This is a genomic window from Methylobacterium sp. Leaf123 (genome assembly GCF_001423405.1).
Taxonomy (GTDB): Bacteria; Pseudomonadota; Alphaproteobacteria; order Rhizobiales; family Beijerinckiaceae; genus Methylobacterium.
The window spans coordinates 47,608-70,088 of record NZ_LMNS01000004.1 but is presented as its reverse complement, the minus strand read 5'-3'; the positions used below and the strand labels follow the sequence as shown (position 1 = coordinate 70,088).

The 22,481-nt window shown below is 69.1% G+C and carries 20 protein-coding genes; 5 read left to right on the top strand and 15 right to left on the bottom strand.

The features are described from left to right. Positions 1–54: 54 nt before the first annotated feature. From ASF53_RS05445 to murB, 9 genes are all read right to left on the bottom strand, one after another. Positions 55–963: a glycosyltransferase family 2 protein gene (locus ASF53_RS05445; RefSeq protein ID WP_056195104.1), complete on the bottom strand. Its 909-nt coding sequence runs from the start codon at positions 961–963 to the stop codon at positions 55–57. Positions 964–1,249: 286 nt separating this feature from the next. Continuing rightward, positions 1,250–2,125, bottom strand: a complete 876-nt coding sequence (locus ASF53_RS05440; protein WP_056195102.1) for an outer membrane protein assembly factor BamD — start codon at positions 2,123–2,125, stop codon at positions 1,250–1,252. A 165-nt stretch (positions 2,126–2,290) separates the two neighbouring features. Further along, positions 2,291–3,238 carry a UDP-3-O-acyl-N-acetylglucosamine deacetylase gene (gene lpxC, locus ASF53_RS05435; RefSeq protein ID WP_056195100.1) on the bottom strand — a complete coding sequence of 316 codons (948 nt, stop codon included), beginning with the start codon at positions 3,236–3,238 and terminating at the stop codon, positions 2,291–2,293. A gap of 362 nt (positions 3,239–3,600) precedes the next feature. Continuing rightward, positions 3,601–5,358 (bottom strand): cell division protein FtsZ, encoded by a 1,758-nt coding sequence (gene ftsZ / locus ASF53_RS05430; RefSeq protein ID WP_056195097.1) that lies wholly within the window; start codon positions 5,356–5,358, stop codon positions 3,601–3,603. 205 nt (positions 5,359–5,563) lie between these two features. Next, the gene (ftsA, locus tag ASF53_RS05425) at positions 5,564–6,886 is read right to left on the bottom strand and encodes a cell division protein FtsA (RefSeq protein ID WP_056195095.1); all 1,323 of its coding nucleotides are present in this window, start codon (positions 6,884–6,886) and stop codon (positions 5,564–5,566) included. Positions 6,887–6,948: 62 nt separating this feature from the next. Further along, complete coding sequence (locus ASF53_RS05420) at positions 6,949–7,887, bottom strand: cell division protein FtsQ/DivIB (protein ID WP_056195092.1); 939 nt, start codon at positions 7,885–7,887, stop codon at positions 6,949–6,951. Continuing rightward, on the bottom strand, positions 7,854–8,777 hold the full coding sequence (locus ASF53_RS05415) for a D-alanine--D-alanine ligase (RefSeq protein ID WP_056195088.1): 924 nt from the start codon (positions 8,775–8,777) through the stop codon (positions 7,854–7,856). Before ASF53_RS05415 ends, ASF53_RS05420 begins: the two co-directional genes overlap by 34 nt. Before the next feature lie 61 nt (positions 8,778–8,838). Beyond that, positions 8,839–9,726, bottom strand: a complete 888-nt coding sequence (locus ASF53_RS05410) for an SMI1/KNR4 family protein (RefSeq protein WP_056195084.1) — start codon at positions 9,724–9,726, stop codon at positions 8,839–8,841. A gap of 37 nt (positions 9,727–9,763) precedes the next feature. Further along, positions 9,764–10,693 (bottom strand): UDP-N-acetylmuramate dehydrogenase, encoded by a 930-nt coding sequence (murB, locus tag ASF53_RS05405; protein WP_056195082.1) that lies wholly within the window; start codon positions 10,691–10,693, stop codon positions 9,764–9,766. Between the two features lie 56 nt (positions 10,694–10,749). Between murB and ASF53_RS05400 the strand changes: the two genes are divergently transcribed. Together ASF53_RS05400 and ASF53_RS05395 are read left to right on the top strand one after the other, a co-directional pair. Next, complete coding sequence (locus ASF53_RS05400) at positions 10,750–10,995, top strand: type II toxin-antitoxin system RelE family toxin (RefSeq protein WP_286134149.1); 246 nt, start codon at positions 10,750–10,752, stop codon at positions 10,993–10,995. Between the two features lie 10 nt (positions 10,996–11,005). After that, a complete protein-coding gene (locus ASF53_RS05395) occupies positions 11,006–11,395 on the top strand; it encodes a helix-turn-helix domain-containing protein (protein WP_056195076.1) in 390 nt (129 codons plus the stop codon). Between the two features lie 16 nt (positions 11,396–11,411). On the opposite strand, the gene murC is transcribed toward ASF53_RS05395, so the two are convergent. The 3 genes from murC to ASF53_RS05380 all read right to left on the bottom strand — a co-directional run bounded on the left by murC (position 11,412) and on the right by ASF53_RS05380 (position 15,238). Then, complete coding sequence (gene murC, locus ASF53_RS05390; RefSeq protein WP_056195073.1) at positions 11,412–12,818, bottom strand: UDP-N-acetylmuramate--L-alanine ligase; 1,407 nt, start codon at positions 12,816–12,818, stop codon at positions 11,412–11,414. A 147-nt stretch (positions 12,819–12,965) separates the two neighbouring features. Then, complete coding sequence (gene murG / locus ASF53_RS05385; RefSeq protein ID WP_056195070.1) at positions 12,966–14,075, bottom strand: undecaprenyldiphospho-muramoylpentapeptide beta-N-acetylglucosaminyltransferase; 1,110 nt, start codon at positions 14,073–14,075, stop codon at positions 12,966–12,968. Continuing rightward, positions 14,072–15,238, bottom strand: coding sequence for an FtsW/RodA/SpoVE family cell cycle protein (locus ASF53_RS05380; protein WP_056195067.1), 1,167 nt, complete (start codon positions 15,236–15,238; stop codon positions 14,072–14,074). The genes murG and ASF53_RS05380 overlap by 4 nt, the downstream gene beginning before the upstream one ends. 263 nt (positions 15,239–15,501) lie before the next feature. On the opposite strand from ASF53_RS05380, the gene guaB reads away from it, so the two are divergent. Continuing rightward, entirely contained in the window at positions 15,502–16,995 is a 1,494-nt protein-coding gene (gene guaB, locus ASF53_RS05375; protein WP_056195064.1) for an IMP dehydrogenase, read from the top strand. A gap of 528 nt (positions 16,996–17,523) precedes the next feature. Here guaB and ASF53_RS05370 read toward each other — a convergent pair. Both ASF53_RS05370 and ASF53_RS05365 read right to left on the bottom strand, forming a co-directional pair. Continuing rightward, the gene (locus ASF53_RS05370; protein WP_056195061.1) at positions 17,524–18,369 is read right to left on the bottom strand and encodes a hypothetical protein; all 846 of its coding nucleotides are present in this window, start codon (positions 18,367–18,369) and stop codon (positions 17,524–17,526) included. Positions 18,370–18,683: 314 nt separating this feature from the next. Further along, positions 18,684–19,571 (bottom strand): hypothetical protein, encoded by an 888-nt coding sequence (locus ASF53_RS05365; protein ID WP_056195058.1) that lies wholly within the window; start codon positions 19,569–19,571, stop codon positions 18,684–18,686. A 206-nt stretch (positions 19,572–19,777) separates the two neighbouring features. Between ASF53_RS05365 and panE the strand changes: the two genes are divergently transcribed. Next, positions 19,778–20,716, top strand: coding sequence for a 2-dehydropantoate 2-reductase (panE, locus tag ASF53_RS05360; RefSeq protein ID WP_056195055.1), 939 nt, complete (start codon positions 19,778–19,780; stop codon positions 20,714–20,716). 21 nt (positions 20,717–20,737) lie between these two features. Here panE and ASF53_RS05355 read toward each other — a convergent pair whose 3' ends face one another. Beyond that, complete coding sequence (locus ASF53_RS05355; protein ID WP_056195051.1) at positions 20,738–20,926, bottom strand: hypothetical protein; 189 nt, start codon at positions 20,924–20,926, stop codon at positions 20,738–20,740. A gap of 95 nt (positions 20,927–21,021) precedes the next feature. On the opposite strand from ASF53_RS05355, the gene ASF53_RS05350 reads away from it, so the two are divergent. Then, the gene (locus ASF53_RS05350) at positions 21,022–22,371 is read left to right on the top strand and encodes an RsmB/NOP family class I SAM-dependent RNA methyltransferase (RefSeq protein ID WP_056195048.1); all 1,350 of its coding nucleotides are present in this window, start codon (positions 21,022–21,024) and stop codon (positions 22,369–22,371) included. Positions 22,372–22,481: the final 110 nt, after the last annotated feature.

The following is a 22,481-nucleotide window of genomic DNA, read 5'->3' as shown; positions in this document are numbered from 1 at the left end:
GCGCCAGAGCCCCTTTTGGATTGTGCGCGGGTGTAGCCGCAAGCCACGGAGACTTCACCCGGAAAGTGCGGGGTCCCGGCCGAGGAGGGCACAGAGTCGCCGGTATTCGGCCTCGAACGGCGCGTCGAACGCGCGGATGGCATGGTCCTCCGCTTCGTTGCGGTCGAGCACCTCGAAGCGCGCGAGCGTCTCGTCGCGCCGGCGGCCGGGGTGGCCGTTGGGGAAGTTCGCATCGCCGCGCCGCATCCGCGCCTGGAATTCCGGCAGCGTCTTGCACTGATAGTGGTTGATCTGCACGCCGTCATAGACGACGCGGTCCGACGTTCCGTCCGAGGTGTTGGCAAAGCCCCTTCCGTCCGACAACACCCGCCGGCCGCGATGGTGGCGCACGTCATGGATGCGCACGGCCGAGATGTCTCGGGCGCGGGCCAGCGTCTTGAAGTGATAGTGGTTGCCCCAGCCGTGCGGCGCGCAGCGGGTGAAGGCGCGGGTGATCAACCCGTAGCCCGGTTCCGTATGGCCGGAGGAGCCGAAGCCGCGCCAGTTCACGTGCAGGCTCGATACGTCTTCGGGCAGCGAGCGGATCAGGCCGGCCATGTCGGCATGGCCGAACGGCACGAGGAACTCGTCGAGGTCGAGATACATCACCCAGGGCGTCACGAGACCCGTCAGGGCGTGGTGATAGGCCAGCACCTGTGCCGAATCGTCGAGGGGTGACGGCCAGGGAATACGCCGCAGCCGCAGATCGCGGGGGCCCAGCGCCTTGAAGAGGGCGCGGGTGTCGTCCTGGCTCTCGTTGTCATAGACGACGATGCGGTCGAAGCCGATCGCGAGGTGATGAGCGAGCCACTCGACGAGATAGGGACCCTCGTTGCGGGCAATCGCCACCAGGGTCACCGCGTCGGGCTTCTTGCGCAGGCTATGGTCGGCGAGGGCTCTGCGCCAGCGCAGAAGGGCCTTCATGGCAGGCAGCGAATCCTGAAATCTGCCGACGGGTCGGGGGTGGAAACGGGTGGGGCAGCTTCATCGCAAGCCTGCGAGCCCCCTGCCCTCTCCGTCACGGTGAACTCGCGTTCGAGGCCGCTCATACGGAGTTTGGACGCTCGCTTCGGGTCCCGCCGCGCCGCCGCCGGGAACGCCAGAGCATCGCCCTGGATACAGGATCCGGGACGATGCGCTAGGCTCTGACCTTTGCATCAGCGTTGTCCGAAAGCCGGAAGCGGCCGTTCGGAACGACGCTCCAGCGCCGTCAGTCCGCAGCGGCGGTCTTGCCGATCACGCCGCGATAGACCTTGCTGAGCCAGGAGGACTTCTCCTCGCGCGGCTCCAGGCCGCCCGTCTGCAGGAGCTTGTAGGCATCCTGGTACCAGGGGCTGTCGGGGAAGTTGTGGCCGAGCACGGCCGCGGCGGTCTGCGCCTCGCCGGTGAGGCCGAGCGCCATGTACGCCTCGACCAGACGCTCCAGCGCCTCTTCGGCGTGGCGGGTCGTCTGGTACTTGCTGACCACGTCGCGGAACCGGTTGATCGCCGCCGGGAAGGCGCGCTTCTCGAGGTAGAAGCGGCCGACTTCCATCTCCTTGCCGGCGAGCTGGTCGCGGGTGATCTGGATCTTGGCCTTGGCGTCGGCGGCGTATTCGGAGGTCGGGTACTTCTGCACCAGCTCCTGGAGGGCGATGAGGGCGCGCTCGGAGCGCTCCTGATCGCGGGTCACGTCCGGGATCTGCTTATATTGCGACATCGCCATCAGGTACTGGGCGTAGGCCGCGTCCTTGCTCGCCGGGTGACGCTGGAGGTAGCGCTTCGAGGCGTTGATGGCGTCGTCGTATTTCGCGCCCTCGTAGTTCGCGTAGGCCGTCATCAGCAGCCCTTTCCGCGACCAGTCGGAATAGGTGTACTGCTTGTCGAGCTGATCGAACTGCTTGGCGGCGTTCTCGTAATCCCTGTCTTCCATCTTCGCCAAGCCCTCGCTGTAGAGCTTGTCCGCGGGCGTATCCGGGACCGCCTCGGGCTTGTACTTTTCGGCGAAGAGGTTGGTCGGATCGAGGGCATCGCAGCCGCCGAGCCCGAGGCCCAGGCTGAGGAGCACGGCCGCCATCGCGCCACGGGTCGGGAAGGTCACAGGCATTGCGGTCAATTTCCCTGTCAGGCCCGGCCGCTTGAAGGGCGGCGCGCGACCTACGCGCAGGCTTTTACGGTTGGCGGTCGATTCGGGCGTCAAAACGGCAGGGCGTAGGGAACCTTTAAGATATTCCGCCTGCGACGTGGATCGAGGGCCGATGTGGCGTCCGGGTTACAGGTCGGCGGCGAAGGCGGCGAGCCCCAGGCCGGCCCCGAATTCGGCGCGGGCAGCCTCGCGGCGGGTGCCCTGGCCCTCGACGATGGCGTAGTTCGCGCGGTCCGCGAACAGGGCTTCGAGGATGCCGACATTCATGCGGTGGCCGCCGCAATAGGAGCGGTAGGCGCCCTGAAGCGGCAGGCCGGCCAGCGCCAGATCGCCGACCGCGTCGAGGAACTTGTGCCGGACGAACTCGTCCGAGAAGCGCAGGCCCTCCGGGTTGACGACGGCGGTCTCGCCGACGGCGACCGTGTTGTCGAGGGAGGCGCCCAGCGCGAAGCCCGCCTTCCAGTAGCGCTCGACGTCCTTCATCATGCCGAAGGTGCGGGCGGGGGCGATCTCGCGGCGGTAGGCGGCCGGGGTCAGGTCCATCGCCTTGCGCGAGCGGCCGATCACCGGGGATTCGAAGTCGATCTCCACGTCGAGGCGGAAGCCGCGATCGATCGGGCGGAGTTCGGCGAAGGCGCGGCCGGCCTCGATGCGGACGGGCTGGAGCACCTTGATCCAGCGGCGCGGCGCGCCGCATTGGGCAAGGCCGACGCTGTCGATGGCTTGGACGAAAAGGCGGGCGCTGCCGTCGAGGATCGGCATCTCGGGGCCGTCGATCTCGACCAGAGCGTTATCGACACCGAGCCCGTAGAGGGCCGACATCAGGTGCTCGATGGTGGCGACGGCACCGGTCTCGACGTCACCGATGACGGTGCACAGCTCGGTGGCGGAGACGCAGGCGAAGTGGGCCTTGATGATCCGGTCGTTGCCGGTGGTCGTGCCCGTCCGGAGGAAGGCGATACCGTGGTTGGCTTTGGCGGGATGGAGCGTGATCTCCGCCGGGTTACCGGAGTGGACTCCGATTCCGGTCAGGGTCACGGACGTTTTGAGTGTTGTCTGTTGGTTCGTCCGCATACCTTAGCCCTCGGCCAGGATCCTTCCCGCGCACCCCGTTTCGGGGGGCGGTATGAGAAAGTCCGTCCGCTGCTTGAAGCCCCTGCGAGCGCTGGCAGTCGATCGACCAGCCGCGCCTTCTGTCGTTCCGGAAGCGTGTATAGCTGTGGCAATCAGGCCGGCCAAATCACGGATTCTTACGATCTGTTACAGCCACGGTTTCGCCACGATCTTTGAAAAGCATTTTCTGATCAGTGTCTTAACAAGTAGCTAAACCCGGAACCTTGCGGTTCCGGGTCTGTGGCCGAAATACCCCAGTGAGGGTCGATGGAGGCCAAGTTGCCCCCATCGATCCACAGGCAATCCGTACTTCCGTTCGCGGCCTAGTTCGCTTGGCGGCGAAGGAAGGCCGGGATTTCGAGCTGGTCGTCTTCCATCATCCGGGGCGGCAGGGCACGGCCCTGGGCGTCCAGATTGCCCTGAGCGGGGCGGTACTGCGGAGCCTGGGGCGCGGGCGCCCGCAGGGCCGGCTCGACGCGGGGCGCGGCGACCGGGGCCGGAGCGGCGGCGCGGGGTGCCGGCACCGGAGCGGCCTCGGCTTCCTCGCGGCGACCGCCGAAACCGACCGTGGCGAGCCGGCGCAGCAGGGTCATGCGCTTGGAATCCTGGTTCGCCTCCGGCTGGGGCTCCTCGCCGCGGCTCTTGAGGATCTGCGCCTGGGTGTGGGGCGGCAGGTCCGAGATCTGCGGCATGCGCGGCGGACGGGCGAGCTGCGGACGCGGCGGCACGTAGGGGCCGTTCGCGGCCGGGACGGGCTCCTGGGCCTGGGCGGGGGCCGGCGGCTCGTAGGCCGGGGCGGCGGCGCGGGCCGGCGCCTGGGTCAGCACGACATCGTGGTGGTGCATCGCCGGGGCGGGCTCGGCGCGCATCGGCTCCGGGGCCACCGGCTCCGACAGCATGGCCCGCGGGCCGGCGTTCGGGGCGAGCAGCGGCTCGGGGCCCGGACGGTGCGACGGCTGGTGGCCGCCCTGCTGCGCCGGCTGGTGCGTCGAGGCGGGGCTCAGGGCGGCGGAGGCGCGGGCGCGGGCCTCGGAGCGCAGACGCTCGGCGACCTCGGCGATGCGCTGCTCGGTCTGGGCGATTTCCGGGTTGTTCGGGGAATCGGCCGAGATCAGCGCCGGCTCGATGCCGGTGGCGACCACCGAGACGCGGATGATGCCGTCGAGGCTCTCGTCGAAGGTGGCGCCCAGGATGATGTTGGCATCCGAATCGACCTCCTCGCGGATGCGGGTGGCGGCTTCGTCGAGCTCGTACAGGGTCAGGTCGGAGCCGCCGGTGATCGAGATCAGCAGGCCGCGGGCGCCCTTCATCGACACGTCGTCGAGGAGCGGGTTGGCGATGGCGGCTTCCGCCGCGCGGTTGGCGCGGTTCTCGCCGGACGCCTCGCCGGTGCCCATCATCGCCTTGCCCATGCCGCGCATGATCGCGCGCACGTCGGCGAAGTCGAGGTTGATCAGGCCTTCCTTGACCATGAGGTCGGTGATGCAGGCGACACCGGAGTAGAGCACCTGGTCGGCCATCGCGAAGGCGTCGGCGAAGGTGGTCTTCTCGTTGGCGACCCGGAACAGGTTCTGGTTCGGGATGACGATCAGGGTATCGACCGCCGCCTGAAGCTCCTGGATGCCGGCCTCGGCGGTGCGCATCCGGCGCATGCCCTCGAACTGGAAGGGCTTCGTCACGACGCCGACCGTCAGGATGCCCATGTCACGCGCCGCGCGGGCGATGACCGGAGCCGCGCCGGTGCCGGTGCCGCCGCCCATGCCGGCGGTGATGAAGGCCATGTGCGCGCCCGAGAGCTGATCGCGGATCTCGTCGATCACCTCCTCGGCGGCGGCGGAGCCGACCTCGGGGTGCGAGCCGGCGCCGAGGCCCTGCGTGACGCCGATGCCCATCTGGATCACCCGCTCGGCCTTCGAGGAGGTGAGCGCCTGGGCGTCGGTGTTGGCGACGACGAATTCGCAGCCGAGCAGCCCCGACTCGATCATGTTGTTGACGGCGTTACCGCCCGCGCCGCCGACGCCGAACACCGTGATGCGGGGCTTGAGTTCCCGGATGTCCGGAGCCTGAAGAGAGATGGCCATGTGGTCGAACCCTTCGTGACTTTCGATTGCCTGAACGACGCCTTGTGACGCCTGCCCTGTCTTGCTTGTCCCACGCTGGCCTCGCGGCGGCGCGGGGTCGTTCTTTTGGAGCCGTTCCCCGTCCCGTCAGGTCGGGGACGCCTCCAAGTCGTTGTTTTCTCGCGATGTCTTCACGCGAACCGGAAGCCGGTCGCGCGACATCGCGCTAGAAACTTTCCCGGATCCAGCGACCGACCCGCGAGAAGTAGCCGTCCGTTCCCGTGCCGGCGAAGGCGCCCTGCCCCCGCGGCTCGAAATGCTCCGCATGCGCCACCTGCGGGTAGACCAGCAGGCCGACCGAGGCCGAGAAGGCGGGCCCCTTGGCGGCTTCCGGCAGGCCGCGGATGCCGAGCGGGCGCCCGATCCGGACCTGTCCTTGAAGGATGCGGCGGGCCGTCTCCGGCAGGCCGACGAGCTGGCTCGCGCCGCCCGTGAGCACCACCCGGCGACCGGCCTGGGCGCCGAAGCCCGCGTTGCGCAGGCGGTCGCGCACCAGTTCGAGCACTTCCTCGACCCGCGGCTTGACGATGCGCACGAGCTGGGAGCGCGGCACGTGGCCGGGCGCCTCGCCCTCGTCCTCGCCGACGCCGTGCACGGCGATCATGTCCCGCTCGTCGGAGGCCGTGGCGATGGCCGAGCCGTAGAGGGTCTTCAGACGCTCGGCGACGGAGACCCGGGTCGAGAGCCCGCGGGCGATGTCCATGGTGACGTGGTGGCCGCCGACCGCGACCGCGTCGCAATGGACGAGGTGGCCGCCCATGAAGACGCCGACGCTGGTGGTGCCGCCGCCCATATCCACGACGGCGCAGCCGAGTTCGGCCTCGTCGTCCACCAGCGCCGAGAGGCCGGCGGCGTAGGGCGTGGCGATCACCGCATCGACGCCGAGATGGCAATGCTCGACCGCCAGCATCAGGTTGCGCGCGGCGGCCGCCTCGGCGGTGACGACGTGGAGATCGACGCCGAGCGCGTTGCCGATCATGCCCGACGGGTCGATCACCGCGCCCTGCCCGTCCAGCGCGTAGCCGGTCGGCAGGGCGTGCAGCACGGCCCGGCCGGGGCTGACGCCGTGGGCGCTCGCAGTCTCCAGCACCCGCTCGACATCGGAGCCGGTGACGGTGCCGGAGCGGACATTCACCCGCGCCTCGAAATGCTGTGAGGCGATGCGCCCGCCGGAAATGTTGACGATGACCGACTGGACCTCGGCCTTGGCCATCCGCTCGGCGGCGTGGACCGCCTGACGGATCGCGCCCTCGGCGGCTTCCAGATCGACGATGGCGCCGCCCTTGAGCCCGACCGAGCGCTGGTGGCCGATGCCGATGATGCGGGCGAGATGGGTGCGCCCCCGCAGCGTCGACATCGCCTCGGCCGGCTGCAGCTCGGCGATGAGGCAGACGACCTTGCTGGTGCCGATGTCGAGCACCGACATCGTCGCGCTCCGACGGGCGGAAAGCGGTTTCAGGCGCGGCGTGAGGCCGTGATGGGTCTGCATCGGACGCTACTCGGCGGATACGCGACAGGGCACGGAGGAGAGTGCGGCGGGGTGGAACGCGCTCATGTCGCGGTCCCCTTCTTCGGCTTCTTGCGGCTCTCGGCCCGGGCGGCCGCAGCCTCCTCGGTCAGGCGCACCACGACGCGGTCGGCCATGCGCAGGTCCACCGCGATGATGTCCTTCTCCAGAATCTTGCTCTCCCGCTCGAGCCGCACCAGCCGGGCGAGCGCCTCGGCGGGCTCGGCCTCGGGCAGGCGAATGTCGACGCCGTCGAGTTTGAGCGTCCAGCGCCGGCCGGAGACGTAGGTGCCGGCGCGGATGCGTGATCCGAGCGGACCCGCCGCCTCGATCAGCGCGAGATATTCCTTGAGGCGCTCGTTGGCGCCCGCACCGACGACGAGCGGCAGGTTGACGTAGCGCTCGTCGCGCAGGTCATCGATCACCTTGCCGTCGGCGGCGATCACTTGGATCTCGCCGTTCTGCTGCCAGAGCGCGGCGGGCTCGCGCTCGACCTGATTGATGACGATCTCGTTGGGGTAGAGCTTGCGCACCGAGGCGCTGGCGATCAGCTTCTCGGCGAGCAGACGATCGCGCACGCCATCGACGTCGAGGAACGGCACGGAGGAGCGCCAGTCGATGCCGGCGGTGCTCAGCACCTCGCGCTCATACATCCGCGACAGGCCGGTAATGGTCACCCGCTCGACGCCGAAGCCGGCGATCCGCGCGAGGATGTCGAGCGGCCGGCCATTCTCGGCGACGAAGCTATCGTAGCGCCCGCTCATGACGAAGCCGGTCAGCGCGACGCTGCCGGCAAGCCCGGCGACCAGCGCCGTGCCCGCGAGCCGCGGCACGCGTGCCTCGATCGGCACCGCCGGCCGGAGCCGACGCGCCGACGAGAACCGCCTGAGGATCTTCGGGAGCCGTAAGCCCGCAAAGATCCCGCCGCTGCCGGGGGTACCGGCTGCGTTCAGCGGTTGAGAGAAGCGTCCTCCACCATCCATCGGACGAGTTCACCGAAACTCTGGCCTGCGTGGGCCGCGATCTCCGGCACAAGGCTCGTCTGGGTCATCCCTGGCTGCGTGTTGACCTCGAGGACGACGAGAGCGCCGGTTCCACCCGGCGTGTCGTCGTAACGAAGGTCGGCACGGCTGACGCCACGACATCCCAGTGCTTGATGCGCCGTTAACGCCAACTCTTGGACACGCTGGTAAATATTTAGTTTAAGATCGGCGGGGAGGACGTGGATCGACCCCCCTCCGGCGTACTTCGCATCGAAGTCGTACCACTCCCCCGAAACGGGCTTGATCTCGGTGACGCCCAGCGCCCGATCGCCCAGCACCGCGCAGGTCAGCTCGCGGCCCGCAACGTAAGTCTCTACAAGGACTTCCTCGCCGTAGACCCACGCGTCGGAGGCGAGAATCTGGGGCGGATGCGAGCGCTCGTCGCGCACGATGATGACCCCCATGGAGGAGCCCTCGGCGATCGGCTTCACGACATAGGGAGGGGTTAACGAGTGTGACTTCGCCGCATCATGACGGTTAACGACCCGGCCCTCCGGAACGCTCACACCGGCCGCGCGCATGACCGTTTTGGCACGTTCCTTGTGCATGGCGAGTGCCGAGGCCAGCACGCCGGAATGGGTGTAGGGGATCTTCAGGATCTCCAGGAGGCCCTGAATCGTGCCGTCCTCGCCGGCCGGACCATGCAGGGCGTTGAGCGCCGCGTCGGGCCGCAGCTCGGTCAGCACCGTCGCGATGTCGGGCCCGACATCGACGCGGGTGACGCGATACCCCTCCCCTTCCAGCGCCCCGGCGCAGGCATTGCCGGAGCGAAGCGAGATTTCCCGCTCGGAAGACCAGCCGCCCATCAGGACGGCGACGTGCTTGGACATCGGCTAGAGCCTTTCAGGGCTGATGAGGCGCCACGGGCGCCTGAGGGTGTGGGCGAGACATTCAGGCCTCCTCGCCGAGGAGCCGGTTTCCGCGCATCGCGATGCCGTCCTCGACGGTGATGCCGTGCCGCCGCAGACCGGCGAAGAAGCGCGCGAAGTCGGGGCGGCGGAAGGTGATGCGGCCGGGGCGATCCGGCGCGATCGCGTCGAACAGGACCACCGACGGTTCAGGCGCCGCATCCGCATAGTCGAGGCAGAGCCAGAGATCGGAGCCGTGATTGCTGAGCGCGATCAGGCGATCGATCTCGGGCAGCGCGGTGCGCCAAGAGTCTTCGTCGCTGCCAAAATCGATGCCGTCACTGATCGCGCCGAGGCTCTCCAGCCGCTCCAGGGCGGCCAAATCGAAGCCGGGCAGCACCGTCAACCAGAGGTCGTCGGCCCCGCGTAAAGCTTCGTCGCCCTCGAATTCGAGGGGGGCATCGGGGGAATCCGTGGCGAGAAAGTAATCCGTCACCCCGCCGTTCCGCTGCCGGTAGAGCGCCTTGAGCGTTTCGGGCAGCCTCACCCCGAGGCGGGCTTCCGCCGCCCCGATCGCCGCCTCGGCCCGGCCGGTCCAATCCCCGGCTAACGTCTCCGCTTCAAAGAAGGAATCCACCGTCGGGCCGTCGGGATCGATGACAAGGCGCGGTTCCGGCTGCGGGGTCGAATCCCTCAGGCTGACGAAGCGCTCGGTGAGGCGGGTCTGCGCGGCCTCGCAGCGAAGCCGAAGGGCCGCGTAGGCTTCCGGGGAAAGATGGGCACCGGGCTTCGCGCCGTCCCACGCGCGGTTGAGCCGGTCGCGCAGGCGCAGGATGTCGCCACCCGTCCGGGCCTGATCGGCCCCGGCGGCGATGTCCTCGACGAGCCTGCCGAGATGCTCCGTCAAGGCTGTGGGGTCGGTCGAAGCCATGGGCGATGCGTCCTCCGATCTCGACGCGGGTGGTCTGTCAGGCGGGCGACGCCTCGATGCCGATGCGCTTGATCTCCCAGTGCAGCTCGAAGCCCGAATGGTCGCGCACCCGGCGGCGCACCTCCTCGCCGAGCCCCTCGATGTCGGCCGCTGTGGCGCCGCCGCGGTTGATCAGGAAGTTGCAGTGCATCTCCGAGACCTGGGCCCCACCCCGGATCAATCCGCGGCAGCCGGCGGCGTCGATGAGCTGCCACGCCTTGCCGCCCTCCGGATTCTTGAAGGTCGAGCCGCCGGTGCGCTCGCGGATCGGCTGGGCGGCCTCGCGCGCGGCGGTGACCCGCTCCATCTCCGCCTCGATCTCGGCGCGGTTGCCGGGGCGGCCCCGGAAGGTCGCGCCCGTGAAGATCACGTCGTCCGGCGCCGAGGAGTGGCGATAGCGGAACCCCATCTCGGCATGGGTGAAGCGGCGGACCTCGCCCTTCCGGTCGACGCCGCGGACCTCGAGCAGCACGTCGGTGGTCTCGCCGCCATGGGCCCCGGCATTCATGCGCAGGGCACCGCCGACGGAGCCGGGGATGCCGCGGAAGAAGGCAAGCCCGTCGAGGCTGGCTTCCGCCGCGGCCTTGGCGAGCCGCATGTCGGGCACGGCGGTGCCGGAGCGGATGGTCTCGCCGTCGATCTCGACCGAGCCGAAGGCCTTGCCGCCGAGCCGGATCGTCACGCCGGGAATGCCGCCGTCGCGCACGATCAGGTTTGAGCCAAGCCCGATCACCGTGACCGGCACGGCCGGATCGAGGGCCGCGAGGAAGGCGGACAGATCCGCCTCATCGCCCGGGCTGAACAGCACCTGCGCCGGCCCGCCGACGCGGAACCATGTCAGGTCGGCCAGCGACTGGTTTTCGAGAAGGCGGCCGCGGAGATCGGGCGCGGCGGCGCGGATCGCGTCGATAAGGGAGTGCGCGGTCATGCTAACCTGTCGCTCGTATCTGTCGATTCTGGCGGAGGACCGCGGTGGGACGGAGCTTGGTTTTCACACGCGCCGCCGCTCGCACCTTGAATCGGATGCCGCGGAATACCGAGGAATTGATTCGCGGCAAACTTCGTCAATTCGCTGACGATCCGTCGGCTCTCTCCAACAACGTCAAGGCCCTCAAGGGTGGCGACGACCGATACCGCCTGCGGGTCGGCGATTGGCGGGTGCTCTTCACCATCGAAGCGGATCGGATCATTGTCCACGAGGTCGGACCCAGGGGCTCGATCTACGGGTAGGAGAGGCACCATGACCATCGTGCGGACCCGCACGCCCTCCGGCGAGGCCATCGTGATCCTGCCCGAGGCCGAGTTCGAGCGGCTGAGGGAATTGGCCGAGGACGTGCTCGATACGCGCACGCTCGATAATTCCGAGCGCCGGTTGGCGACCGGCGACGAGGAACTGCTGAGCGAGGACGATTTGGATGCCTTGCGCCGGGCGCCGAGCGCCCTCGCCTTCTGGCGGGGCCGGCGCGGCATTGCCGCCGACGCGCTCGCGCAACTTTGCGCGGTCGAGCCGAGCCTGCTGGCTGGGATCGAGCGGGGTGAGGTCACGGCCGAGCCCGCCCTCTACCAGCGACTCGCGCGCGCCCTCGACGTCGATGTCGAGGATCTGGCACCCGAGTCGGCTGGTGCGTGAGGCGGGCGTACCCGCGTCATCCCTGCAACGCCGCCAGCTCGCCCGGCAGCGCGTAGGCCCACTGGGTGATCGTGCCGGCGCCCAGGCACACCACATAGTCGTTGGCGCCGGCGCGGCCGGCGACGAGGCGGGCCAGATCCTCCGGGCGCTCCAGGGCGACGGCGTCGCGGTGGCCGCGGGCCTTCAGCCCAGCGATCAGCGAATCGCGGTCGATGCCCTCGATCGGTGCTTCGCCCGCCGCGTAGACGGGGGCGACGATCACCGTGTCGGCGTCGTTGAAGCAGGTGCAGAAATCCTCGAACAGCGACTGGAGCCGGGTGTAGCGGTGGGGCTGCACGATCGCGATGACCCGGCCGTCGGTCGAGGCGCGGGCCGCGCGCAGCACCGCCTGGATCTCCACCGGGTGGTGGCCATAATCGTCGAAGATCGTCGCGCCGTTCCACTCGCCCGTGCGGGTGAAGCGGCGCTTGACGCCGCCGAAGCCGGCCAGCGCCTTGCGGATCGCGTCCGACGGCACGCCGAGTTCATGGGCCACCGCCAAAGCCGCGGTAGCGTTGAGCGCGTTGTGGCGGCCGGGCATCGGCAGGACGAGATCCTCGATCTCCATGCGGAAGCCGGGCCGGCGGTCGCGGATCATGACCCGGAAGCGGCTCTGGCCGCCCTTCAGGTCGATGTCGATGAGGCGCACATCGGCCTGCGGGTTCTCGCCGTAGGTGATGATGCGCCGGTCCTCGATATGGCCGACCAGATCCTGCACGATCGGGTGATCGATGCACATCACGGCAAAGCCGTAGAACGGGATGTTGTCGATGAAGCGCCGGAAGGCGTCCTTGATCGCCTCGAACGAGCCGAAATGGTCGAGATGCTCCGGGTCGATGTTGGTGACGATGGCGACATCCGCCGGCAGCTTGAGGAAGGTGCCGTCGGATTCATCGGCCTCCACCACCATCCAGTCGCCGGCGCCCATGCGGGCATTGGTGCCATAGGCGTTGATGATGCCGCCATTGATGACGGTGGGATCGAGGTTGCCGGCATCGAGCAGGGTGGCGACGAGCGAGGTCGTCGTGGTCTTGCCGTGGGTGCCGGCCACCGCGACGCAGGACTTGAAGCGCATCAGCTCGGCCAACATTTCGGCGCGGCGCACCACCGGCAGGCGGCGCTCGCGGGCCTCGATCAACTCCGGGTTGTCGCGGCGAATCGCGGTGGAGACCACCACGAGGGCCGCGTTCTCGACATTCTCGGCCCGGTGGCCGACGAAGGTGCGGATGCCGTTCTCGGCCAGCCGCCGGACGTTGGCGTTGTCGTTCGCGTCTGAGCCCTGCACCGTATAGCCGAGATTGGCCATGACCTCGGCAATGCCGGACATGCCGATGCCGCCGATGCCGATGAAGTGGATGGGGCCGAGCTTTTCGGGCAGCTTCATATCGAAAACCTTTTGAGTCCGGGGCACTGACGAGCCCCGGCCGTCTCGTTCCGGAATCCGACGATCACGGATCGTCGGATTCCGCCCCTGCGAATGCAGGGCGGCCGTCCGCCGAGCGCGGCAAGCCTTTCGGGCTTGCCGCAGATTTCAGGTCGCGGCCGCGGTCTCGGCGACGAGTGCGGCGAGGCGGTCGGCCGCGTCGAGGATGCGGGCGGTTTTGGCCGCAGCGGCGGCCTGGGTCAATTTCCGTGGCGCCTCGAACAGGTCCACGAGTTCGGCGGCGAGCCGATCGGGGGTGAAGGCGGTCTGCGGAATCGAGAGCGCGGCGCCGATCTGGGCCAGGGTCGCGGCGTTGGCCGCCTGATCCTGATCGAGCGCGCCGGGCAGCGGCACGAGGATGGCGGGCCGGCCGATGGCGGCGAGTTCGGAGACCGTCGAGGCGCCGGAGCGGGCCACCACGAGATGGGCGGCGGCCATGCGGCCGGGCAGATCCTTGAAGAACGGCGCCGCCTCGATCCCGCCGAGCCCCATGGCGAGGTAGCGGTTCTGGGTCGCGGTCAGATCCTCGGGCCGCGCCTGCTGCACGAGGTGGAGGCGGGCGCGCAGGTCCTGCGGCAGGCGCTCGATTGCCGCCGGCACCACTTCGCTCATCACGCGGGCGCCCTGGCTGCCGCCGAATACGAGAAGCCGGAGCGGCGCGTCCGCGTCGAGGGAGGGATAGGGCGTCTCGGCTACGGCCAGCACCGCGGGGCGGATCGGGTTGCCGGTATGGACGCGGCGCGCGGTCGCCTTTTCGGGAACGCCGCGCACCTCCTTGAAACCGGTGGCGATGACGCGCGCACCCTTGGCAAGGAAACCGTTGGCCCGGCCCATCACTGCGTTCTGCTCGTGCAGGATGGTCGGCACCCGCAGCAACTGCGCCGCCAGCATCGGTGGCACGGTCGGGTAGCCGCCGAAACCGACGACCGCCGCCGGGTTGAGCCGCCTCACGGCGCGGGCGGCCTGACCGAAGCCGCGCCCGAGCGTGACGACGGCGCCGGCCCGGCGCAGCACCGAGCGGCCCGAGGGCGTGGCCGAGGCGATGGTGACGATCTCTTCCGCCGGGAAATCGCCCGCGATCGAATCGACGCGGGCATCGGTGGCCAGCGCCACGCGGATGCCCCGCGCCTTCAGGGCGTAGGCGAGGCTCTGCGCGGGAAAAAGATGTCCGCCGGTGCCACCGGCGCACACCAGAATCAGGGGCGTGAAAACGGTCACTGCATCAATCCCGGAACGGCCGAGGGCATAGTGCCGGGCGGGCGCTGGTTGACCGCCGTGGTGCGGGGGCGCTTGCGGGTGAGCGCCACGAGGAAGCCCATGCCGAGCGCCAGGGAGATCAGCGACGAGCCGCCATAGGAGACGAACGGCAGGGTCATGCCCTTGGCCGGCATGAGCTGCGTGTTCACCGCCATGTTGATGCAGGCCTGCAGGCCGAAGAGCGTGGTCAGACCGGTGATGGCGAGCCTCGTGAAGGTGTCGTCGGTGCGGCGCGCGAGCTTCAGCCCGCGGATGACGATGTAGGCGAAGAGGGCCACGAGGCCCAGACAGACCAGCACGCCGAATTCCTCGCCGGTCACCGAGAAGATGAAGTCGGTATGCGCGTCGGGCAGGTGGCGCTTGGCCACGCCCTCGCCGGGACCGGTGCCGAACCAGCCGCCGGAATTGAACGATTCGCGCGACCAGACCTCCTGGAAGCTGTCGCCCGATTCGGGATCCATGAAGCGGTTGATGCGCTCGCGGACGTGGTGGAGGAAGGTGTAGGCGGTGAAGACACCGACGATGCCGGCAAATCCGAGACCCGCCACCCAGAACCAGTGCAGCCCGGCGACGAAGAACAGGGTGCACCACACCATCGTGATCAGCATGGTCTGGCCGAAATCCGGCTGAAGGATCAGCGGGACGATGGTCATCGGCAGCAGCATGAACGCGAAGATGACGCCGGGCATGTCGCGGCGGTTGGCGCCCTCCGAGAAGGCCCAGGCGGTGACGACCACGAAGGCGGGCTTCACGAATTCCGAGGGCTGGAGGCCGAAGGAGCCGAACTGGATCCAGCGATGCGCGCCCTTGATCTCGGGGCCGAACTTGCCGGCCAGGATGCAGAGCGTCACGCCGAGCAGCCACGTCACCAGGGCGAAGCGCCGGATGTGGCGCACCGATAAGAACGACACGGCGATGATGAGCAGGATGGTGGGGGCGAGATACATCGCCTGCCGGTTGAGGAAGTAGAAGGTCGGCAGGCCGATGCGCTCGGCCACCGGCGGGCCACCGCCCATCAGGAAGACGAGTCCGGCCACCATCAGGCAGCCGAGGCCTGCAAGCAGGCCGCGATCGACCGTCCACCACCAATCCGCGAGGGGGCTGCGTTCGGCGCGCGACATCATGGCGAGGGGCTCGTCTCCAGCCGGCCGGTCCCGCGAAGAGACGCGGACGGCCAGCCCGGATGGTGGAACGTAAGGGTTAACGGTGTGTTGCCGTTCGCGCCGAGATCGGCCGGGCGTTGCCGATTGCCGGTCAGTCATGCACCGCGAAACGATGCGGCGGCTTTGCGTGTGCCGGGCGCCCATGATACTGGCCCCTGCCAACCCGATCCCGCTGGCCGAGACCTTCCGGCCCGGCGCAACACTCGTCTCCGGAGTTGGTTTCCATGGCCCGTATCAGCGCTGACTCGATCATTGAGGGCCTGACCTTCGACGACGTGCTGCTGCGCCCCGCCGCCTCTTCGGTGATGCCGGGCGAGGTCGACATCGCCAGCCGCCTCACCCGCACGATCCGGCTCAATATGCCGATCATCGCCTCGGCGATGGACACCGTCACCGAAGCGCCGATGGCCATCGCCATGGCGCAGAACGGCGGTCTCGGCGTCATCCACCGCAATCTCGAGCCGGCCGAGCAGGCCGAGCAGGTCCGCCTCGTCAAGAAGTACGAGTCGGGCATGGTGCTCAACCCGATCACCATTCACCCCGACGAGACGTTGGCCGACGCCTTCGAGGTGATGAAGAAGAACCGGATCTCCGGCATCCCGGTGGTCGAGCGCGGCCCCAACGGCTCGCGCGGCAAGCTCGTCGGCATCCTGACCAACCGCGACGTGCGCTTCGCCACCAATGCCGGCCAGCCCGTGGCCGAACTGATGACCCGCGACCGGCTCATCACCGTGCGCGAGGGCGTGACGCAGGACGAGGCCAAGCGGCTCCTGCACCAATTCCGCATCGAGAAGCTGCTCGTGGTCGATGACCACTATCGCTGCATCGGCCTCATCACCGTCAAGGACATCGAGAAGCAGGTCACCTACCCCCACGCCGTCAAGGACGAGCAGGGCCGGCTGCGGGTCGCGGCGGCGACCACCACGGGTGATGCCGGCTTCGAGCGGGCCGAGCGCCTGATCGATGCGGGCTGCGACGTGGTGGTGGTCGATACCGCCCACGGCCATTCCCGCAAGGTGCTCGACAGCGTGGCGCGGGTGAAGCAGCTCTCCAACGCCGTGCAGATCATCGCCGGTAACGTCGCCACCGCCGAGGGCGCCCGAGCCCTGATCGATGCCGGTGCCGACGCGATCAAGGTCGGCATCGGGCCGGGCTCGATCTGCACCACGCGCATCGTCGCCGGTGTCGGCGTGCCCCAACTCACGGCGCTCATGGAAGCAGTCGAGGCGGCGCACGGCGCGGACGTGCCGGTGATCGCCGACGGCGGCATCAAGTTCTCGGGTGATCTCGCCAAGGCGATCGCGGCGGGTGCCTCGGTGGCGATGCTGGGATCGCTTCTGGCGGGCACCGACGAGGCGCCGGGCGAGGTGTTCCTCTACCAGGGCCGCTCCTACAAGAGCTACCGCGGCATGGGTTCGGTCGGCGCGATGGCGCGCGGCTCGGCCGACCGCTACTTCCAGGCCGAGGTCAATGACACCCACAAGCTTGTGCCCGAGGGGATCGAGGGGCAGGTGCCCTACAAGGGCCCGGTCGCGGCAGTGCTGCACCAGCTCGCCGGCGGCCTGCGGGCGGCGATGGGCTATGTCGGCGCCCCGACGGTGCCGGAGTTTCAGGAGCGGGCGCAGTTCGTGCGCATCACCAATGCGGGTCTTCGCGAGAGCCACGTCCACGACGTGACGATCACCCGCGAGAGCCCGAACTATCCCAGTCGCGCCTGAGGACCGGGCCGCGAGGTTCCGTTCGGGAATCTCGCGGCGCCAGTTTCAAAGCGCCTCACGAAACGCCCGCTCACCGATGGTCCCCATTCTGGGCACGGCGGCGAAGCGGGCATGTTTCGAGAGACACTTAGAGCCAGATAAGGCTCGCGATCAGCGTCAAACATTCGAGGAAGACCAGCACACAGAGCGTCGCTGCGACGGCGCGGTCCTGCGCTGCCGTCGGGTCCGGAGAACGGATGCGCCGCATGGTCGGTCTCCGCGAGACGCCAAGCGTAGGGCAATCCAGGGTTTGCCGGTTTAATAAAGATTAGCCTCGGCAGAGAAAGTCACGCTTGCCGCAAAAAGTCTCCGCAGGCCGAGTATGGCCGCGGAGAGAAAGTCTTGGGAGGAATGCAGCCGGCCGCGATGGGGGGTCGACGCTCCGGAACGCGAGCGGTGACTTCGACCGGTGCAGCCAAAGCCTCTCACGACCGGATCTGCACGCTCAATGATGTAGATCAAACCGCGTGAAGACGCTCGGGCAACACGCTACGGTTTCACGGTCGAGACCGAAGGGGCGGCCTCGGCCTGCTGGTCGATCACCGTGGCGAACTCGTCCGGACTCAAGGTGATGAACCGACGCAGCGCCTCCTGAAACTCGGCATCCTTGTCGGCGGTGGGGCAGGTAAAGCCGCGGGATTGCGTGACCTGCGCCCGCATCGCCGCCTCGTAGGGCGCCATTTCGGGCTGGAGCGCGGACATCCTCATATCGACGGCGGCGCGCTGCGCATCGGTTGCCGACACGTCGCAGGTCCGCAGCACCCCCTGCAAGGCGAGCCCGACCGTATAGGTGGCCATCCGTGCCCGAGGCGGCAGCGGCGGTTCGGCCGCGACCGTCGGCCCGTTCGGGGAGGCGGTGGCGCAGCGTCGTAGCGCGGCGACGGCAGCGGCGAGATCGGGCGCCACGAGTACCTTGTCGCCATCGGCAAAGCGCAGGGACAGCGCCCGCGCCGCCAGCAGGGCCGGCACGATCGTCTCCGGAAGCGCCGTGCGCAGGATCTGGCCGTCACCGGTCCAGATCAGCGTCGAGCCGGCCGGCTTCCCGTCGAGGAGAAGCGGCACGCTGAACCGGTCGCCCGCCGCGAAATCCCAGTTCCGGTCGGCGATCGCGAGCGTCAGCCCGCCCCGATCGATCGAGACGATCACGAGGCCGGCGAGTTCGCCCTGCGCATCCTTTTCGCTGCGGGTCATCCGGCAGGCGGGTGAACCGGTTTCGCCGCCCCGGCGCTCCACAGCCCAGCCGCGCACGGTCTCGAACGGCGCGCGATCCGCGGCGGCAAGCGGGCCGCCGAGGAGCGTCGCCAGCATCGCTGCCGTGACGGGTGAGAGGCGCACGCGACATCTCCGCGGAGGACGGCCGGCCCCACCGCCCGCGAAATGCGGGATGGCCAGCCGGTGGGGCAAGCCTAGCCGCAGCCCGCCAGTGCAACCAGCCTCGAAGCGGGCGTCTCTCACAGCGTTTTATAGGCAGAAGTGAAGAAGGGCCTCGCCCGACCCGCGGGTTCGGCCCTCCCTCATCCTGAACCCCGCACCGTATTCGCGGCCGCCAAGCCTCACGCCAAATCCGATTGATCCCTTTGGGACGGCGGATCTGGCTTCGCTCACGGGCTGCGCGGTTCAGTCCCCGGTTCGATCGAGCGGAATCCGCATCACAGCTTCGGATCGGCGGGGGCGTTCGGGGTCTTCTCCAGCGCCGGCTGTTTTTCCAGGGCGGCGACCAGCTCTTCGGGGCTCAGCTCGACGAACTTCCGCATGATCTCCTGGAAGTCCGCCTGCTTGTCCGCCGCCGGGCAGGACTCGCCGTTGCGCTTCAATTCGCTGCGCACCTGGGCTTCGATCGGCGCCATCTCCGGCTGGAGCGCGGCCATCCTGGCTTCGACCCCGGCGCGCTGCTTGCCGGTGGTGGGGATGTCGCACTCCTTCAGAACGCGCTGCACGGACAGGCCGATCACATAGGCCGCGATCCGCTGCTCCGACGGCGCGGGGGGCTGGGCCGGCGTCGGCGCCGCCTGCGGTGCCGCCGCAGCAGCCTTGGCCGGCGTGGCATCGCAGCGCCGCAGGGACTCGTAGCCCGCCGCGAAATCCGGGATCCGGAAATCCGCGTCGCTGTCCTCGAAGCGCAGGATCACGGTCTTGGCCGCGAGCAGATCGGGAACGACGCTGTCCGGCAACTGGGTGCGCAGGGTCTTCCCGTCGCCGATCCAGTTCGTCTTCACCTTGATCGGCTTCTTGTCGAGGAAGAGCGGCACCTTGATCGACTCCTCCTTGTCGAAGTCCCAACCCTGATAGACCAGCACAAGCGCGGCCGAGGAGCCCCGGAGAGCGAAGACGACGGCATTGGTCGCGTTGTTGTCGTCCTTGTCCTCGTAAGCATGGGTCATGATGCAAGGATTGGCACTGGTATCGCCGACCGTCCGCTCGACTTCCCAACCCTTCACGACTTCGAAAGGCTGACGTTCGGCGGCCGAGACCGATTGTGCGACGAGGGCGGGAAGTAGTCCGGCCGCCAGAACGGCGAGGGTCGGCAGGGTGCGCATGGGTGAAATCCGCAAAAGCCAGCAATCGCCGGTGCGGAATGCAGGGGCCGTCTGGTGGATTCAAGCTTTGCCGCGGGAATGTTACGATTCCATCGTGGCGCGCGGCGCGTCCCCGTCTCGAAAATCATCAGCCGCATCACGTTTGCGGCGGGGTGCGGGCGGCGAGGCTTCGGCGTATGGGAGGAAGCAACAGGAAAGGGAGGACGATGCGGATTCTCGTGGTCGGAGCCGGCGCGACGGGCGGCTATTTCGGGGCGCGGCTCGTGGAGGCCGGGCGGGACGTGACGTTTCTGGTGCGCCCGGCGCGTGCCGAGAAGCTGGCGGCGCGGGGCCTCTCGGTTCGTAGCCCGGTTGGCGACATCCGCATCGACGCGCCGAAGACCGTGACGGCGGACGCGCTCGCCGGGGCCGGGCCGTTCGACCTCGTCCTCCTCTCCGCCAAGGCCTACGACCTCGACTCGGTGGTCGCGGACGTGGCGCCCGCCGTCGGCGCCGATACGGCGGTGCTGCCGATCCTCAACGGCCTGCGCCATCTCGACGTGCTGGATCAGGCCTTCGGCGCCGACCGGGTGCTCGGGGGAAGCTGCGCCATCGTCGCGACGCTGACGGGGGACGGCGAGATCCGGCAGATGACCGATCTGCACACCCTCACCTACGGCGAGCGCGACGGGACGCGCTCCGAGCGGATCGCACGCATCGAGGCGCAGATGGAGGGCGTGCGGTTCCAGCCGCGGGCCAGCGACAAGATCCTGCTGGAGATGTGGGAGAAGTGGGTCTTCCTCGCGACGCTCGCGGGATCGACGACCCTGATGCGCTCGGCGCTCGGCGACATCGTCGCCGCACCCGGCGGCCTTGCCTTCATCGAGGCGCTGCACGACGAGTGTCAGGCGGTGGCCGCCGCCAACGGAAACGCCGCCCGCGAGAAGGTCTTTGCCGGTGCCCGCAAGATGCTGACGACGGAAGGCTCGGCGATGACCGCCTCGATGCTGCGTGACATCGAGGGCGGCGCCCGCATCGAGGCCGACCACATCATCGGCGACCTGATCGCGCGCGGACAGTCCAAGGGCGTGGAGACGCCGGTGCTCGCCCGGGTGCTGACGCACCTCAAGGCCTACGAGCACCGGCGCGCCCGCGAGGCGGCCTGAACCGCCCCGCCTACGCTGCCGTCAGTAGCGGCCGGGCGGCGGCGGGGGCGGGTTGCCGTATTCGAGCTGCGTCTTGGCGTCGGGCCGGCGGGCGGGCGGCGGCACCGGATCGAGGCTGGGCGCGGCCGGCGCGGTGGAGCAGGCGGCAAGCGTGAGCGCGAGCAGACTCGCGCCCAACAACGGCTTCAAACGCAGGCGTACGGACGGCATCCCAAGGGTCCTTTCCTCACTTGTCCTTGACGGACAGGGCCATCGTGCCGTTCTGAAGGTCCAAAGCGCCGGAAGCTCGGCCTTATCGTGTCGGGTTGCAGGTCCAAGCGTGGCCGCACGACGGCAAGTTTAACGAAACGTTTCCGGAGCCGACCCTGACCCCCTCCGCCCGCCTCTCCGCCGCCATCGAGATCCTCGACGATATCGCCGAGCGCCGCCGTCCGGCCGCCGACGCCCTCAAAGATTGGGGTCTCGCCCACCGTTACGCCGGCTCCGGCGACCGCGCGGCGATCGCCAGCCTCGTCTATGACGGGCTGCGGCGCCGGGCCTCCGCCGCCTGGATCATGGGCGCGGAGACCGGCCGCGCCATCGTCATCGGCATGCTGCGCCTCCAGCGCGGTCTGGCCGAGCCCAGCATCGCCTCGCTGTTCGACGGCGCGCGCTTCGCACCTCCTCCCCTCACCGCGGACGAGCGCAAGCGGCTGACGGAGGGAAGCCTCGCCGACGCGCCCCCCGAAGTCGCGGGCGATGCGCCGGCCTTCGTGCTGCCCTCGCTCGCCGCGCTGCTCGGCGAGGCATTGCTGCCCGAGCTGCGGGCGCTCGGCCGCCGGGCGCCGCTCGATATCCGCGTCAACACCCTGAAGCAGAGCCGCGACGAGGCTTTCGCGGCTCTGGCCGACCTCTCGCCCGAGACGACGCCGCTCTCCGCTCTCGGCCTGCGTGTCCCGCTCGGCGAGGACGGGCGCGGCCCGGCGCTCCATGTCGATCCGCTGTTCCTGGAGGGCGGGTTCGAGATCCAGGACGAGGGTTCGCAGATCGCGAGCCTGCTTGCCGGGGCCAAGCCGGGCGAGACCATCGTCGATCTCTGCGCGGGCGGGGGCGGCAAGTCGCTGGCGCTCGCCGCGATCACCGGCAACGCCGCCCACATCATCGCCACCGATGCCGATCCGCGCCGGCTCGCGCCGATCCACGAGCGCCTGCGCCGCTCGGGCGCGCAGGTCGAGGTGCGCACGCCCCGCACCGGCAAGGCCCGCTCCGACGTGCTGGCGCCTCTCGACGGCACGGTCGACCGGGTGCTGGTCGATGCGCCCTGCACCGGCACCGGCACATGGCGCCGCAACCCCGACGCCAAGTGGCGGCTGCGGCCCGGCAGCCTATCCGGCCGGATCGCCGAGCAGGCCGAGGTGCTCGACCGGGCCGCCCGTCTGCTGCGCCCCGGTGGAACCCTCGTCTACGTCACCTGCTCGCTCCTGCCGGAGGAGAACGACGCCGCCGTGGACGGATTGCTTCAGCGCAGCCGGGCGATCCGGCCGGTGGCGACCGATCTCACGGCTATTCCCGGTCTCGACGAGAAGGTCCGCAAGACGACCCGCGGCATCCAGATGAGCCCGGCGCTCACCGGCACCGATGGTTTCTATGTCGCGACAATGACACGCAAAAGCTGATCCGAGTCCGGATCGGTTGCGTGCTTGTTCCGTTGTCCACGGAACGGCGCGGGGGATAGGCCGGGGCAGCCGCCACGGACGTGATTCCTGCGCATTGCCGCGGCGGGAGT